Origin of the sequence: Amycolatopsis pigmentata, from assembly GCF_042684065.1 — a bacterium.
In the GTDB taxonomy this organism is placed as follows: domain Bacteria; phylum Actinomycetota; class Actinomycetes; order Mycobacteriales; family Pseudonocardiaceae; genus Amycolatopsis_E; species Amycolatopsis_E pigmentata.
On the sequence record NZ_JBHUKR010000022.1, the window covers coordinates 87,537 to 102,657 of the forward strand.

A 15,121-nucleotide genomic window follows, 5' to 3' on the forward strand; every position below is an offset into this window, starting at 1 on the left:
GGTGCTCTTTGGTGAGAGGGGACAATACCCGCTCTTGAGTGCCATTGCCACTGACTGGCGAGAGCGCACGAGGTTGACCCCGACGAGAAATTTTCCGACGGCCAGCGGTTCAGGTGATCACCTCGGACAACGTCTGTTCACGCGAGAAATCCAGCTCTCGCTTCCCGGTCACGAACGTGCCCTTGGAGCGTAAGGTCATAACCAAGCCGCGCTCGCGCAGCAACCCGGTCGCGCGCCGTGCCGTACCGAGGGAAACGCCGTAGTCGTCGGCGAGGATCTTCTCGGCGGGCAACGGATCATTCGGTTTCAATTCCCCGGACCCGATCCGGCCCGCGATGTGATCGGCCATCTTTGCGTAGAGGTAGGACGGAGCGTCGGTCTCTAGAGAAAAGTTCATGCGGATTCCTCCCGCTTCGTGCGTGAGGTCACCTTAGGAAGGCGAGCAGAGAGTAAAGGGTACAGTTCGTACCTTTGCCCGACCGGATTACACGGTAGCGAGTCCGACCCTTTCGCAGAGATCCCGCACGTCGTTCCGCATGCCGGCCGGTGGTCGCTTGCGCAGGCCGAGCAGCATTTCGCGGGCAAACCCGTTGTAGCGAATGGTTTCCGGTGCGGTCCGCTCCGACTGGTTCAGCAGCGCCCACACCGCAGGCAGCTCTCCGCGTTGGTGGTGGGCTCGCGCAACTTCGATCAGGTGCCGGCTTCGACGCGCCAGTGATGGAATCGTGTTGGGTTCGAGCGTGTCGGCAGCTCGCAATGCCTCACCGGCACGTCGTAACTCGACGCCGAGTGTGGTCGCGTGCGCGCTCATGACCGCGGTCGAGAACGATGTCTGGATGTGCCGGTACTCGTCGCCGAGCCGCCGCGCGATCGCGTCGGCCCGTTCCCAATGCGTCCATGCATCGCCATGACGGCCTCGGCGCGCGTAGACGTAGGCGATCTCGGCTTCGAGCGCACCGGAAATCCCGCTCCAGTCGTCCGGAGCACGGTCGAGATACGGCTCGAGTCCGCGAATCGCGTCCCCAGCGAGGGTGATCGCCTCTTCCCATCGGCCGGTGTCACGGAGCGCCCCCACCATGGCCCACGCGCCACCGGCAACCGCGTACGGATCATCGGCTTCCTGGGCTTCGGTCAACGCTCGGTCGGCGACCATCCAGACCAACTCGGGCGCGGGCTGGTAAGCGACGTAGAAGTCGGCCAGCCGGTAGACCCCGGCGAGCACGCGACGGGCCTGCCGACGGTCGTCGCCGGAGTTGAGCCGGGTGGCGTGCTGGGCGTCGCGGATCAAGCCGGGCAGGAGCGCACCGAGCTGAGTCCGGTGGTCCGGCGTGGAGTGCCGGACGTGCCACGCCTGCCGTAGCCGGATCGCGAGGTGGTCGACTTTCGGAGGAGGCGCTGCCGACGCCACCCGGTATTCGGTGAGGGCTGCCTGCACCTGCGACAACGCGGCGTGCCGCGGTCCGGCGAATACCTGCACCGGTACGGCGAACCCGTTTCCGGTAAGCGTCGCGAGGTCTTCGAGGCCGAGCGCTTGAGCGATCTTGAGCAGCATTTCCAGGCGGGGAACCTGTAAACGGCCCGTCTCGACCGCCTTGAGCCATTCCGCCGACCGGCCGACCAACCCGGCCAGTACCGGGCGGGACATTCCCGCGCGCTTACGCTCACGCTCGATGCGCCTGCCGACCGGCAGGTTTTCCGGATGCGAGTCCATCGCAGCGCCCTTCGCCGAGGTCATCCCTCTCGCCGTCCCCATTTGTCGATCAAGGACTTTCACTCTCGGCGAAGAGGGGCACCACCAAGGGTAACCGCAACCGCAGGCCCGACAACACACTTCACCGACTCGCGTGGTTCACCATGTTGGGTGGACCTGTCCTCGTGCCGGAAGGTGACGACATGTGGCGCAAGGAGATCAAGCACCCGAAGCTGTACGCGATCACGGGAGCGCGTGCGCTCGACGATGCGGCTCGGAAGCTGGCCGAAGGCGACGTGAGCGTTTTGACGTATGGCGCGTCCGGCCACTGGTCGGATGTGGCTCTCGGTAAGCGGGTTTCCCCCGTTGCGGCGGCCAACCTCAGAATCTGGGTGACCGATGGACGTACTTCCACTGTTCGGGCCAACGCTCTGTCGATCCTGGCGAAGCAGGCGGACCGAGAGTCCATCGATCTGGTGATTCGGGTGCTCGGAGACGACGAAAAGGTCCGCCTTCTCTGCCTTACGAGCGTCGTTTCCCGCATGCTTCAGGTTGACTGGGAGACAGGGCAGCAGATCGCTCTTGACCCGGCGTCCGCACCGAGTCCACGGCGGCTCGCCAAGGCGATGGCGTCCGAGGCGGTCAACCCCCGGGATGTCGAGTCGCGCTGGTGCGGTGCGAGGCTGCTACAAGAGTTGGTACCAGTCCTCAGCCGGTAGCGAGGACCGTCGCGACCGCCGAAATGTCGACTGTGTTTCGTCCGAAGCCAACTTCTGCGCGGTTCACGAACTCGGTACGAACACCACAGTCGGCGTGGGGTGCATGAGGAAGCCGTGGTGGCTGATGTTGTAGGCGTAGGCGCCGCTCATCGCGAAAAGCACGACGTCTCCGACCGAAAGGTGGGGAACGGGAACGCTCCGGGCGAGAACGTCTTTCGGGGTGCACAACTGTCCCACGAGAGTGACCGCCTCTTTGGTCACCGTCTGGCGCGGCCAGGAATTTGCCCATTGGGAAGACGGCAGAACGGCGAAGGGCTGGTCGTGTCCCTTGGCCGCCGGGGTGCGCAGATGGTGTGTGCCACCGGCGCATACAGCGAACCACTCGCCGTGGCTGCGTTTGAGGTCGAGCACGCGGGTGGCATACCAGCCGGAGTAGGCGCTGACGGCGCGCCCAGGTTCGATGCGCACGGTCAACGGCGCGTGTGCCCGCGTGAGGTTCGCCATCCGCCTGCCGTAGTCGGCCCAGTCGAAGACCTGGCCGGGGTACCGGTAGTCCACCGCCATTCCGCCGCCGACGTTGACCTCGAGCATTTCCAGTTTGTGCCGGCGGGCGTATCGGTTCGCCCAGCCGAGGATTGTTTCGGCGACAGCCGCGCAGTCGGCAGAGTCCAGGCCGGAGGCGAGGTGCGCGTGGATGCCCAGGAACCGGACTCCGGACAGTCCGCTCAGTTCGCCGGCGGCGGTGTCCGCCTCGGTGGGGTCCATGCCGAACGGGCTGGGCAGGCCGCCCATGGTGAGTGCGGTGCCGCTTGCCGGTGCGGCGGGCAGGTTGACCCGCAACAGAACCGGGGCGACGCGGCCGCGTGCCCGGGCGAGGGCGTCCAGCCGACGCAGTTCGTGCAGGCTTTCCACGTGGTAACGCCGGACATCGGCGCCCAGCGCGGCGGCGAGTTCGGCATCGGTCTTGCCGGGGCCGCCGAAGGCCAGGGGCATGTCCGGCAAATGGGAGCGCACGTGCGCGAGTTCACCGCCGCTGGCCACTTCGAGGCCGTCGACGTGTCTGGCGATGACCGCGAGCAAGGCGGGTTCCGGATTGGCCTTGATCGCGTGCAGGACCTCGATCTCCGGGCACGCGGCGCGGATTGCCGCCAGGTGGGCGTCGAGATGTCCGAGGTCGTAAACGTAGGCGGGCAGCGCGTCGCGTTCGGAGAGTTCTCTCGCGGCTCCCAGTACCGCCTCCGTGAGCGGAGTGTCGTCGGGAAACCTGGCGGTCACCGGCCGTCTCCGAAGGAATTCCGCCCGAGCGGATTGGGGAAGGGCAGGTAAGCGGCTTCGCGGTCGGCACGACGGCGCCATCGCAGCAACAGATTGGCCTTGGCGGGCAGCGGCACCCCGGCCAGCAGCGCTCGGAGCCGTGGCGGGTGGCCCAGTTCGGTGCTCGTGCTCGCGATCAGGTCGGTGAGGAAGTCCCACAGTTCGTCCTCGAAGTGCGGAACGTCTGGCGCGATGTCGGCCAGTGCACCGGCGATTTCGGTGAGGTGGTTGACGAACAGGCAGTAGGCCACCCGATTCCAGCCACGCTCCTCGTCGTAGACGACGGAGCGCGCCACGTCCGCGGGAAGCATCGCGAGCGTGCCGGAGCGCTGGTGCGCCAACAACTTGGTGCCTTCGAGATCGCGCGCCAGCAACCGGACGGGCAGGCCGTCGGAGTCGAGGACGACGACGATGTTCTGGAGGTGGGGTTCGAGCACGACGCCGTGCTCGGTCCACAGCCGTAACACCGGGGGGACCAGCAGCCGAACGTAATCGCGCCACCAGCGCCGTGCCCAGGGGACCAGCCGGTCGCCCGGCGCGAGGTCGGCCAGACGCGTCCGCGTGCCTGCCGGGTCGGGGTGCGGTTCGGCGAGGGTGGCCGCGAGGTGCGCGCGGCGGCCCGGGCCGAGCAGCCCGCCGATCCCGGTGCGGACGATGGTGCCCAGGCCTTCCAGGAGTTCGTGCCGTTGTCCGGAAGTTCCGTAGCGGCTGGGGAGGCGGACGCTACGGGCGGCGGGCTCGGGCAGGACGGTGAAACCGGGATGGCGGGCCGAGACCTCGGCGAAGACCTCGCCGAGCACCCGGGTCAGTTCGACGGCGCCGATCAGTTCGTACGAAGCGTTCTTGCGCAGGCAATTGGTGATCCGCACATGCAGACTGGTCTTGAGGAAGAGGTCGGTCGCCGGTTGATAGAGCGTCCGCACGCTGGCCGTCGGGTGGAACTCCAGTCCCGCCTGGCCGAGGTCGTGGAGCGCACCGGCGGCGAGTGCCTCGGTGAGAACGGGACCGAGGTTTCGATCATCGGACAACAGGGCGAACTGCCAGGGGTGCACCGGGAGGACGCGACAGCCCTCGGGCACTCGATCCCTTGCCGGACCGAGAAGTTCGGCGGTGACGGCGTGGGTGTCGAAGTCACCGTGCACGGCATGGTCGTGAATCAGCTCTTCCGGCACCGCGAGCCAGCGCATCCGGAACGCGCTGCGCGTTTCCGGTGAGTAGCGCCGCCACTGTGCGGTGTCTCCGGAACGCCACTTCGGTGCTGGATGACGGGGGTGACCGGCGAGCAAGGCCTGTTCGGACTCGACATAGTCCGCCGACGGCCGGTGCGCCGGAGCGCTCGGGCGGGCGGCCAGCATGGCGGCGAGCGTGTCGCGGCTTGCCCGCACCTGGTTGGCGAATTCCTCGTTGCGCACGCCAGTGCGTGCCGTCAGTTCGGCGTCGATCAGGTCGGCGAGATCGTCGAGCCCGGTATCGGTCCATTCGGTGTCACCGCCGCCGTGGCACTGCACCGGGCCGGTGAACCGGTGTGCCCCGACGGCGGAAACCCGGCGCAGCCGGACCCGCAGCAACCGGTCGATGTGCGGCAACCGCACGAGGAGATGGCCGGAATCGATGACGACCTGGCGATCCGGCCCGGCTACTTCGCGGATCAGGCAACTCAGCAGCGTGTGCGCGGAGACCACGTCGGCCTGGGCGGTGTCGACAGCGATGATCGTGTTACCGGTAAGGGGCACAGCGAACTCCTTGGGGTCGTCGGAGCCGATCACCGGGCGGTCCGCAGATAGTTGGGTCCGGTGCGCAGGTAGTACTTGTTGACATCGGCGCAGCCCAGCCGTTCCTTCGGCAGCAGGGTGCCCGCGGTGACCATCGCCTTGACCGGTAGGCGGTCGGCGTCGAGGATTCGGGTGCGCAGGAGCCTGGCGGCGGCGCGCGACCGGGAATCGGAGACGTCGCACCATCGCTCCGCCGCTTCCTCCAGGCGGGTGCGCGCGAGGTCGAACAGCTCCGCCCGTCGCACGCGATCTTCGCCCGCTTCTTCCACGATCAGCGCGCCGACGCACAAGTGCAGCGTGATCGTGGTGACCAGGTCGGCCAGTTCACCGGGGTCGTCGCAGGCGAGGCGAGGGTCGGGAAAATCCTCCGGCCGGACCGGCTTGCCCAGCGCCGAGGAGGCGTGGGCGCAGTCGACGCGGGCGCTGTCGTTGTCCTTGTAGATCAACCGTGACGATGGCCCGGCGGCGACGGTGATGTTCTGCTGGTGTGCCTCCAGCGCGATGCCGTAGCGCAGCCAAAGCGCGACATGCCAGTCCAGCAGCGTGGACAGGTAGTCGTCGAACCAGTCCAGCACGTTCTCACCGGCCAACCGGTCGAGCACTCGGGCGTCCGGATGCGCGGGGTCGGCGGCGAGCAAGGCGGCCAGCGGCACGAGGACGTCGTTCGCGACTTCGCGTGGATACTGCCGGACCAGCACGGCGAGGAGTTCGCTGTCGCTGTCCGCCCATCGGGTCTCGTCCGCGAGCAGGATTCGCGCGGCCAGCCCCGGTTCACGGCGGAGCACGCCGGCCAGCAAGTGCTGCACGGCTTCGCCGCAGGCAAGGGTGCCGGGCTTGATGGTGCGCCTGTTGCGCTGTCCGAGGGTGGCGGTGGGAAGCGGAAGTTTCAGGTGCACCCGGGGATCGGTCGCCAGCGCGACCGTGCGAGTGGACAGCGTGGGCAGGACACCCGGGCCGGGCCCGCCTACGGCCTGGACCTCCCCTCGTGCCACGGTCAGCGGGTGCACGGGAAGCACCAGGTGGTCACGGTCGCGCGCGGAAGACAGCCCTGCCTCGGACGGAGTGGGCCACCAGGCCGGCAACCCGGCCGTCAGGGCCTTGGACAGGTGCACGTTTTCGAGCGGGACGGCGGTCCAGCGCAGCGGAAAGCTCGGTAGGAATTCGGGCGCGTAGCGGCGCAAGTCCTCCGACGACATCGACCACCGGTACCGTCCGGTCGGGTGCACCGGATGGTCACGTAACGCCGCCAGCGCCTCGTAGCGCATGAGTCCGGAGTATCCCTTGTGGACACTTGAGCGGAGCCGGGAACGCAGCCGAGGTGCGACGGATTCGTGCAGCCGAAGGACTTCCAGGGTCTGTCGGCATTCGATGGTGAACGCGGCCCAGCCTTCCTGCGCCTGAGGGTCGTCAACGGGCGTGAGCGCGGCCAGCACGGTGTCCACACTGGACTCGGTGCGCACGGTCCCGTCGGCCCCGGTGACCACCAGACGCCCGGAGCACACCGCGTGCTCGGAGAGAAAGCCGTCCCGTCGCACCGGCAGGTATACCTTGCGGCCCCGGGGGAGCGGCGCGGCCCACCAACTTGCCTGTGGCAACGGGGAAACCGGTGCGGTGTCGAGTCTTCCGTGGGTGAGCATCCCGAGGTGGTCTTCCCGGAGGAGCGTGTCGAGCACGCGACGGACAAACCCGGCTTCGGTGTGCGGGGTCATGCCGTCACCACCCAACGATGGGTGGCCACGAAATCGTCGACGGCCTCGGTCACCGCAGTGGATGTCGGGCCGATGGCATGGACCACCGAAAGGTAGTCGCGGTTCGTGCCGTGAAGCGGCGCGGTCACGCCGATCTGCCGGAGCCGGCGATGCCGGAGCCGAAGACCGCCCGGCAGTTCGGCGGCGGTGTCCGCTGGCGCGTCCACGAGTGATCCGGCCTGTCCGGCGGTGACATAACGAACCCGGGCATAGGTGTCCATTGTGGATGGACTGGGCAGCGCCGCCGCCAAGGGCAGGCCGAGATGCAGCCGGATCAGTTCGGCGAACAGGTCGAAGTCCAGCAGTTCCGCGCAGATCAGGTCCATGGTGTCGCCGATGAGCCGGTAGTTCACCTCGATGACGCGGGCGCGGTCGCCGTCGATGACGAATTCGGTGTGACAGGCGCCGAGGCCTACCCCGAGCGCGTCCAGTTGGGCCCGCAGGTGACGTTCCACCGGTTCAGGCAGGCGCGGGGCCCAATCACGGGCCGATTCGGTGAAGAACGGGCCGGGGCCGAGGGTGGTGCGCCACGAGCCGAAGTGGTGCAGACGGCGTCCGTCGCCGAGGGTTTCGTAGGTGCGCAGTTCGCCGGTCAGGTATTCCTCGGCGACCAACGCGCACGGACCGCGCGCCGCCCAGATCCGCGCTGCCTCCGTCGCCAGTTCGCCGGGATCGCGGACCAGCACGACGTCTTCGCTCGCGACACCTTCACGGGGCTTGAGCACGACGGGGAAAGGCAATGCCTCGGCGGCGGCGGGCAGGTCGTCCGCCGGGCTCAGGTCGAGGCTGAGCACGGTGTCCAGACCGGCGTCGGCCAGTGCGGCCCGGGTGAGGAACTTGTTCTTGCCGCGCAACGTGGCGCGCCAGTCCTTGCCGGGTAGTCCGAGCAGTTCCGCGGCGAGGGCGGTGGGCGTCTGGAGGTGATCGCTGTTGCTGAACAGGGCCGCCGGTTTTCCATGGCGGGAGGCCAGCGCCAGCGTGCGTGCGGCGATGGCACCGGGCTCGCGCACCTCCACCGGTTCGATCGCTTGCGGTGGATGCTCGCTCCCGGCGTACGCGGCGCGATGCTCCTCCGGCCGGTCGGTGAGGACCACCAAAGGAAGCCCGAGACGCGCCGCGGCGGGGATCAGGCCGTGGGTCACGGCATCGGTCGGGGTCAGGGCGGTGAGATACAGGCACACAGCCGGGCTCCGTTACCTCGACGACTAAGGGTTTGCCAAGCCTTGCCCAGGTCAGCAAGATTAGGTGAGCTTTACCTAACTGGCTCCCCCGGAGGTCGGTCAAGCGGACTGTCCGGTGGGATGGACCACTGCGGTGGGGTCTTGATTAAGTGAGCCTAACCTAACTACGATGCCGGGACATCCACCTCCGTCGACCGGGAGTCGTTGTGCCCCAAGCTTTTCGCCCTGCAATGGTCTGGACCGGCGCGACGATGGCACTCGTCCTGACGGTGGGAGCCAGCCTGTTCCTCGGCGCCCGGGCGCTCTCACCGCTGGAGGTGTGGCGTGGGCTGACCGGCCATGGCGACACCACGGCGATGCTGGTGGTCACCGAGTTACGGGTGCCCCGGACACTCCTCGGACTGCTGGCGGGTGCCGGTCTGGCGGTGGCAGGCGCGGTGATGCAAGGCATTACGCGGAACCCGATCGCTTCACCCAGCGTGCTGGGAATCAATGCGGGAGCGTCGTTCGCCGTCGTCCTCGCGGTGCACGTGCTCGGCGTCGCGTCCGCCCTCGGGTACGTCGCGTTCGCTCTGCTCGGCGCGGCATTGACCGCGGGTCTCGCCTACGCGTTGGCCACGGCGGGGACGGCGAGCCCGGTCCGGCTGGCACTGGCCGGTGCGGTGGTCGCCACCATGCTCGCCGCCTGGACCACCACGACACTGGTGCTCTCCGGCCGCACCCTGGAGGAAGCACGACATTGGCTGGCCGGATCACTGGTCGCTCGCGGAACCGGCGTGCCCGCGGTCGTCGCCCCGTTGATCGGTCTGGGCCTGCTGGTTTCCTTCGTGCTGGTCAGAGGACTGGACGCACTGGTTCTCGGGGACGAACAGGCCGCGGCACTCGGCCGGCGCCCTGGCCGGATCCGGCTGGCCGGGGCCATGGCCGTGGTGTTGCTCGCCGGCGCGGCCGTGGCCGCGGCGGGACCGATCGCGTTCGTGGGGCTGGTCGTGCCGCACGCGGCCAGACTCGTCGTCGGAGGCGGGCACGCGCGCCTTCTCCCCGCCTGTGCCCTGGCCGGACCGATCCTGCTGCTCACCGCGGACGTGTTCGCCAGGCTCGTCGCGCAACCCGCCGAACTGGAGGTCGGGGTGGTCACCGCCGCCATCGGCGCACCGGTCCTCATTGGACTTTCCTTGCGTATGCGCGACGCGGAGGTGCTCCGGTGACCACCGCACTAGACCGTCCCGCCACCGTGCGCCGTTACGCGGTACCGGGGATGCCCCGCCCGGTCCGCGTGATGGCCTTGTGCGTCTCGATGTCGCTCATCCTGACCGCCGGTGTGGTCACCGCGTTGTGTCTGGGCGAAGTGGTGCTCGCTCCCGGAGAGGTGCTCGCGGCGCTCACCGGTACCGCCGACGGAGCCACCACCTTGATCGTCACCGAATTCCGGCTGCCGCGCGTGCTCGCCGGGGTTCTTGCAGGGGCCTGTCTGGCCGCCGCCGGAACGCTGCTGCAATCCGTGCTGCGCAACCCGTTGGCCTCTCCCGACGTGGTCGGTGTGTCCCATGGCGCATCGGCCGGGGCGGTGCTGTCGCTGGCCGCCGGTATCCCGGCGACGATGGTGCCCCTGGGCGCACTCGCCGGGGCCGCGCTGGCCGCGGGTGCGCTGGTCGTGCTCGGCTGGCGGGGCGGGCTCGCCGGTGAGCGGATCGTGTTGATCGGCATCGGTCTTTCGGCCGTCCTCACCGCCGTCGTGACCTGGGCGGTGGTGGCCTTCCCGGTCACCGTCGCGCAACAGGCGTTGTTGTGGACCATCGGTTCCCTGTTCGGCCGCACCTGGGAGGAAGTGGGCTGGGCCGGGCTCGGCGCGGTGGTCCTGTTGCCCGTGGCCATGGCCCAGTCGAGCCGCCTGGCCGTGCTGGAACTCGGTGACGACCTCGCCCACGGGCTCGGCCTCCCCGCCGGAAAAGCCCGCCTCGGCCTCCTGGCCACCGCCGTCGGGCTGGCGGGTAGCGCGGTCGCACTCGGCGGTCCGATCACGTTCGTCGCGTTGGGCGTGCCCCACCTCGCGCGGGCGCTCGCCGGCCCGCCGAGGCCGACCGCCCCCACGGCCGGAACGCTGCTGCTCTGCTCGCTCGTCGGGGCGGCACTGGTGGTGTATGCGGACCTCATCGCCGGTTCGGCGATGGCTCGTCCCGTGCCCGTCGGCGTGGTCACCGCGACTCTTGGCGCCCCCTGGTTCTGCTGGGTGCTGGTCCGCGGCGCCCGCGCCGAACGTCCGGCCGTCGAACGGAGGCGATCATGACCCTGACCGCGCGGCGGCTCGCCGTCGGCTACCCCGGCCGGACCGTGCTGGCCGACATCGACCTCGAAATACCGAGCGGCCGCATCACGGCAGTGGTCGGCCCCAACGCCTGTGGCAAGTCGACGCTCTTGCGCGCCCTGGCCGGTATCGCACGTCCCGCGGCCGGGGAAATCCGGCTCGACGGCATTCCGCTCGCCGATATCGCGCCCAAACGGCTCGCGCGCCGGATCGCGCTGCTGCCCCAGTCCCCACCGGTTCCCGCCGGGATCTCGGTGGAAGCGCTGGTACGGCGGGGCAGGCATCCGCACCAACGGTGGCTCACGCCCTGGTCGGCCGGCGACCAGGAGGCCGTGGATGCCGCACTTTGCCGCACCGGTCTGGAAAACCTGCGCGCACGTCCGTTGGAACGCCTGTCCGGAGGCCAGCGGCAGCGCGCGTGGGTCGCCCTCGCCCTCGCGCAACGCACCGACCATCTCCTCCTGGACGAGCCCACCACGTTTCTCGACCTGCGGCATCAACTCGATCTGCTCGCACTCGTGACCGAGCTCAATGCCGTCGACGACGCCACGGTGGTGCTCGTACTGCACGACCTCGCTCAGGCCGCGCGCTACGCGCACCACCTCGTCGTCGTCGCCGACGGTGGCATCGCCGCGGATGGCCCACCGGCCGAGGTGCTCACCGAAGAGCTGGTCACAACGGTGTTCGAGGTCGATTGCCGTGTCGTTCCCGACCCCGTCAGCGGCAGCCCGCTGGTGCTTCCGTTGCCCGCCACGCCGCAAAAAATCCGCGCTCGAGAAAAGGAAAACCGATGACCCGACGCCTCCATCACCTTGGCGGGTTGCTCCTCGCCGCCGGAATGACGGTACTCACCGCTTGCGGCGGCGGTACGCACTCCGCGACCGGTCACGGCGAAGATCCGGGCTATCCACGCACCGTCGCCACAGCCGAAGGTGACGTGACCATTCCGAAGCGGCCCGAGCGGGTGGTCGTGCTCGACACCGCCGAACTCGACTCGGTCACCCTGCTCGGCATCACCCCCGTCGGAGCGATTCCGCCGCACCTGTCGGACGCCGAGGCGTTTCCCAGCTATCTCAAGGAAAAACTGCGCGGCACCGTCGAGGTCGGCACCTCCGCCGAACCCAAACTCGACCTGATCGCCTCGTTGCGGCCCGACCTCATCCTGAGCAACAAGGTGCGCCACGAAAAGATCTACGACCGGCTCTCGAAGATCGCGCCCACAGTGCTCACCGAGACCACGGGTTTCCCCTGGAAGGCCAACCTCGCCCTCCACGCGAAAGCCCTTGGCAAGGAAAAAGAAGCCGAGGCCGCGCTGGCAGGTTACGAAGCCCGGGCCCGGAAGATCGGCGCGGAGATCATCGCGGCCAACGGGGGAAAAGCCCCGACCGTGTCGGTGACCCGGTTCATGGCCGGCAAGATCCGCCTGTACCAGAAGGCGAACTTCTCCGGCGTGATCCTCGCCGACCTGGGCATGGCCCGCCCGCCATCGCAGAACGCGGACAAGTTCGACAACGAGATCAGTCCCGAACTCGTCGACCGGGCCGATGCCGATGTCCTGTTCGTCACGACCGCGACCTCGCCGGAGAAAACCCAGAAACAAGCGGTGCAGAGCAGTCCATTGTGGACCAACTTGACCGCGGTCCGTGGCGGCCGGACCTTCGAGGTGGCCGACGAGGTGTGGATGTCGGGCATCGGAGTCCAAGCCGCGCACCTCGTCCTCGACGACGTGGCCGCGGCCTTTCACGTCGACCCTCAGCGGTCCTGACCGCGAGTTCGGGGGATCGCCCAGTGCGTGTCTCACAAGTCCGTGTTGGCGCACGAGGCGAGGAGGTGCGCGCGAGTGCCGAAAATCCGATCGCGCGCCCTTGAAAGCACAGCCTAGCGACGATCCCCCGAACTTCTGGCGGGACTCAGGACTCGGACGACTCTTCCGCGCCTTCGGACTTCTTGGCCTCGGCGGGCTTCGGAGACCGGCCGTTGCGGGCGCGGCGCGGCTGGCGCTGGGCCGGAGCCGGCGCGGAGATCTGCGGGACGGCCGGACCACCGCCGAGCATCAGCTCCGCGAAGGTCGCCATCGCCTCGTCCAGCTGACCGCCGATCCGCCGCTCGGACTCCTCGTTGTGCTTGCGCACGACCGTGCTGACCGAGTCGGTGTCGGGCTGGGTCGAGAGCGTGTCCTCGACCCGCGAGAAAGCGCTTTTCACGGTGCCGCCCAGGTCACCGAAGTGCGCGGTGACCGTGTTCTCGACCTTGTCGATCCGGGCGGTCATGGACTCGAGGCCGCTGTTGATCTGGTCGAGGCGCGTGGACAGTCCGTCGAGACGCTGGGAGGAGTCGACCATCTCACCGGTCTCCTCCAGCGCGGTGCGCAGCGCCTGACCGGTCGCGTCGATCCGCTCCCGGGTGGAGGTCTCCAGCGCCTCGATCCGCGACTTCAGCCCGGCGTCCCCGGACTCGACCCGCTCACGCAGCGCGGACTCGGCCATCTCCACGCGCTCCTTGACCGGGCCGTGCACGGCCGCGGGCAGCGCGTCGAGCTTGCTGTCCTGCTTGTCCAGGTGACCGTTGAGCTCGTCCAGCCTGCGGTGGATGCTCTCCAGCTTGTCCTCGAGACCGTCCATGCGCCCGGCGACGCCTTCGAAGCGGGCCGCGACACCGTCGAGCCTGCCGTCGAGTTGCGCGAACGGCTTGGCCAGCTTGTCGACGATGCTTTCCACCGCACGAGCCAGGCCGGCGAGGGCGTTGTCCTGCGCCTCCAGCTTCGACATGGCCTCGTCGAGGCGCTCGGCGAGGACACTGACCTCGGTCCGGTCCGGCAGCTCCGAAAGCCGCTTGCGTACCGCGCCGAGTGAGTCCACGGGTGCCAGACGGGCATAGATGTCGTCGAGCGCGTCGAAGATCTGCTGCTGCTCGCTCTCACGCACTTCGGCCGCGCGCACCAGCATGTTGCGCATCCGGTCGAAGGACGGAGCTCCAACGTGGTTGTCTGTGGTCACTGCGATGTCCTTCGTCGGCGGGGAAGGAAGGGACGTAGGGCGAAGCTTAGCCATTGCGGAAATTCTGTTGGTATCGCCCCCGTAACGGGCGTCTGCGCTCGGCCATTCGGGTAACGCCGGTACCGTAGTGCGACGGTCCGCGTTCGAGTCGCCGCGGTACGGCAGACCGGTACCGTGGTGACATGCCCGATAACCCACCGTTGACCTTGGAAAACATCCGTGAGGTGCCGAAGGTTCTGCTGCATGACCACCTCGACGGCGGCCTCCGGCCCGACACCGTGGTGGAACTCGCCGACGCGATCGGCTACCGGAATCTCCCCACCACCGACGTCCCGGAGCTCAGCCGGTGGTTCCGTGAAGCGGCGGACTCGGGATCACTCGAGTCGTACCTGGAGACCTTCGCCCACACCTGCGGAGTGATGCAGACCGAAGAGGCGCTGGTCCGGGTCGCCGCCGAATGCGCGGAGGACCTCGCCGCGGACGGTGTCGTCTACGCCGAAGTCCGTTACGCCCCGGAGTTGTTCGTCGAGCGCGGGCTCACGCTGGACGCCGTGGTGGAAGCCGTTCAGGCCGGCTTCGACGAGGGGACGCGCCGCGTCGCGGAGCGCGGGCGGAACATCCGGATCGGCACGTTGCTGTGTGCGATGCGTCAGCACGCCAGAGCGACCGAAATCGCCGACGTGGCCGTGCGCTACCGCGACGCCGGAGTGGCCGGTTTCGACATCGCCGGCCCGGAAGCGGGATTTCCGCCCACCCGCAATCTCGACGCATTCGAGTATTTGCGGACGAACAACGCGCATTTCACCATTCACGCCGGAGAGGCATTCGGACTCCCGTCCATTTGGGAAGCCATTCAGCACTGTGGCGCCGAACGGCTCGGGCACGGGGTGAGCATCGTGGACGACATCAAGTCCGATGCGGACGGCACGGTGCACCTCGGCCGCCTCGCCGCCTACGTCCGGGACCGGCGCATCCCGCTGGAGATGTGCCCGTCGTCCAATGTGCAGACCGGCGCCGTGCGGTCCATCGCCGAGCATCCGATCGGGTTACTGGCGCGGCTGCGCTTCAGGGTCACCGTCAACACGGACAACCGGTTGATGAGCGGATGCACGGTGTCCAGCGAGTTCGCCGCGCTCGCCCGGGAGTTCGGCTACGGCTGGGACGACGTCCGGTGGTTCACGCTCAACGCGATGAAGTCCGCGTTCCTCGACTTCGACCGCAGGCTGGACCTGATCAACAACGTGATCAAGCCCGGCTACGCCCACTTGACCAACTGACAACACGCCCTCGCGAGCGGCCTCTGAACTGGAGGAAGGAGCGTTTACTACGGATAGTCCGTAGTAAACGCTCCTTGCTTCACAACACGTGGGAACGCGGGAACCCCGGGGCGCAGGCG

13 protein-coding genes are annotated in these 15,121 nt (G+C 68.4%); 6 read left to right on the forward strand and 7 right to left on the reverse strand.

Annotated features, from left to right (window positions below):
• Positions 1–109 precede the first annotated feature (109 nt).
• Positions 110–397: a GntR family transcriptional regulator gene (locus ACFSXZ_RS35100; protein ID WP_378270231.1), complete on the reverse strand. Its 288-nt coding sequence runs from the start codon at positions 395–397 to the stop codon at positions 110–112.
• A gap of 87 nt (positions 398–484) precedes the next feature.
• A complete protein-coding gene (locus ACFSXZ_RS35105; protein WP_378270233.1) occupies positions 485–1,753 on the reverse strand; it encodes a helix-turn-helix domain-containing protein in 1,269 nt (422 codons plus the stop codon).
• 140 nt (positions 1,754–1,893) lie between these two features.
• Between ACFSXZ_RS35105 and ACFSXZ_RS35110 the strand changes: the two genes are divergently transcribed.
• The gene (locus ACFSXZ_RS35110) at positions 1,894–2,409 is read left to right on the forward strand and encodes an XRE family transcriptional regulator (protein ID WP_378270235.1); all 516 of its coding nucleotides are present in this window, start codon (positions 1,894–1,896) and stop codon (positions 2,407–2,409) included.
• A 63-nt stretch (positions 2,410–2,472) separates the two neighbouring features.
• On the opposite strand, the gene ACFSXZ_RS35115 is transcribed toward ACFSXZ_RS35110, so the two are convergent.
• From ACFSXZ_RS35115 to ACFSXZ_RS35130, 4 genes are read right to left on the reverse strand one after another with little or no spacing between them, the layout of a single operon-like run.
• Positions 2,473–3,684 carry a type III PLP-dependent enzyme gene (locus ACFSXZ_RS35115; RefSeq protein WP_378270236.1) on the reverse strand — a complete coding sequence of 404 codons (1,212 nt, stop codon included), beginning with the start codon at positions 3,682–3,684 and terminating at the stop codon, positions 2,473–2,475.
• Positions 3,681–5,456 (reverse strand): IucA/IucC family protein, encoded by a 1,776-nt coding sequence (locus ACFSXZ_RS35120; protein ID WP_378270238.1) that lies wholly within the window; start codon positions 5,454–5,456, stop codon positions 3,681–3,683. Before ACFSXZ_RS35120 ends, ACFSXZ_RS35115 begins: the two co-directional genes overlap by 4 nt.
• A 29-nt stretch (positions 5,457–5,485) precedes the next feature.
• Positions 5,486–7,204 (reverse strand): IucA/IucC family protein, encoded by a 1,719-nt coding sequence (locus ACFSXZ_RS35125; RefSeq protein WP_378270239.1) that lies wholly within the window; start codon positions 7,202–7,204, stop codon positions 5,486–5,488.
• The gene (locus ACFSXZ_RS35130; RefSeq protein ID WP_378270241.1) at positions 7,201–8,424 is read right to left on the reverse strand and encodes an ATP-grasp domain-containing protein; all 1,224 of its coding nucleotides are present in this window, start codon (positions 8,422–8,424) and stop codon (positions 7,201–7,203) included. Before ACFSXZ_RS35130 ends, ACFSXZ_RS35125 begins: the two co-directional genes overlap by 4 nt.
• Positions 8,425–8,630: 206 nt before the next feature.
• Between ACFSXZ_RS35130 and ACFSXZ_RS35135 the strand changes: the two genes are divergently transcribed.
• Genes ACFSXZ_RS35135 through ACFSXZ_RS35150 form a run of 4 tightly spaced genes read left to right on the forward strand, consistent with a single transcriptional unit; the run spans position 8,631 to position 12,494 of the window.
• Complete coding sequence (locus tag ACFSXZ_RS35135) at positions 8,631–9,632, forward strand: FecCD family ABC transporter permease (RefSeq protein ID WP_378270243.1); 1,002 nt, start codon at positions 8,631–8,633, stop codon at positions 9,630–9,632.
• Complete coding sequence (locus ACFSXZ_RS35140) at positions 9,629–10,711, forward strand: FecCD family ABC transporter permease (protein WP_378270245.1); 1,083 nt, start codon at positions 9,629–9,631, stop codon at positions 10,709–10,711. Before ACFSXZ_RS35135 ends, ACFSXZ_RS35140 begins: the two co-directional genes overlap by 4 nt.
• Positions 10,708–11,523 (forward strand): ABC transporter ATP-binding protein, encoded by an 816-nt coding sequence (locus ACFSXZ_RS35145; protein WP_378270247.1) that lies wholly within the window; start codon positions 10,708–10,710, stop codon positions 11,521–11,523. The genes ACFSXZ_RS35140 and ACFSXZ_RS35145 overlap by 4 nt, the downstream gene beginning before the upstream one ends.
• Positions 11,520–12,494, forward strand: coding sequence for an ABC transporter substrate-binding protein (locus ACFSXZ_RS35150; RefSeq protein ID WP_378270248.1), 975 nt, complete (start codon positions 11,520–11,522; stop codon positions 12,492–12,494). The genes ACFSXZ_RS35145 and ACFSXZ_RS35150 overlap by 4 nt, the downstream gene beginning before the upstream one ends.
• A 145-nt stretch (positions 12,495–12,639) precedes the next feature.
• On the opposite strand, the gene ACFSXZ_RS35155 is transcribed toward ACFSXZ_RS35150, so the two are convergent.
• The gene (locus ACFSXZ_RS35155) at positions 12,640–13,725 is read right to left on the reverse strand and encodes a PA containing protein (RefSeq protein WP_378270250.1); all 1,086 of its coding nucleotides are present in this window, start codon (positions 13,723–13,725) and stop codon (positions 12,640–12,642) included.
• 182 nt (positions 13,726–13,907) lie between these two features.
• Here ACFSXZ_RS35155 and ACFSXZ_RS35160 point away from each other — a divergent pair, with 182 nt between their 5' ends.
• Positions 13,908–15,002 (forward strand): adenosine deaminase, encoded by a 1,095-nt coding sequence (locus ACFSXZ_RS35160; RefSeq protein ID WP_378270252.1) that lies wholly within the window; start codon positions 13,908–13,910, stop codon positions 15,000–15,002.
• Positions 15,003–15,121: the final 119 nt, after the last annotated feature.

What these genes read in the sequence shown, in the direction of transcription:
- ACFSXZ_RS35125 (WP_378270239.1), bottom strand. Translation starts at nt 7,204, where the DNA reads ATGACCCCGCACACCGAAGCCGGGTTTGTCCGTCGCGTGCTCGACACG.
- ACFSXZ_RS35110 (WP_378270235.1), top strand. Translation starts at nt 1,894, where the DNA reads ATGTGGCGCAAGGAGATCAAGCACCCGAAGCTGTACGCGATCACGGGA.
- ACFSXZ_RS35100 (WP_378270231.1), bottom strand. Translation starts at nt 397, where the DNA reads ATGAACTTTTCTCTAGAGACCGACGCTCCGTCCTACCTCTACGCAAAG.
- ACFSXZ_RS35150 (WP_378270248.1), top strand. Translation starts at nt 11,520, where the DNA reads ATGACCCGACGCCTCCATCACCTTGGCGGGTTGCTCCTCGCCGCCGGA.
- ACFSXZ_RS35145 (WP_378270247.1), top strand. Translation starts at nt 10,708, where the DNA reads ATGACCCTGACCGCGCGGCGGCTCGCCGTCGGCTACCCCGGCCGGACC.
- ACFSXZ_RS35105 (WP_378270233.1), bottom strand. Translation starts at nt 1,753, where the DNA reads ATGGGGACGGCGAGAGGGATGACCTCGGCGAAGGGCGCTGCGATGGAC.
- ACFSXZ_RS35160 (WP_378270252.1), top strand. Translation starts at nt 13,908, where the DNA reads ATGCCCGATAACCCACCGTTGACCTTGGAAAACATCCGTGAGGTGCCG.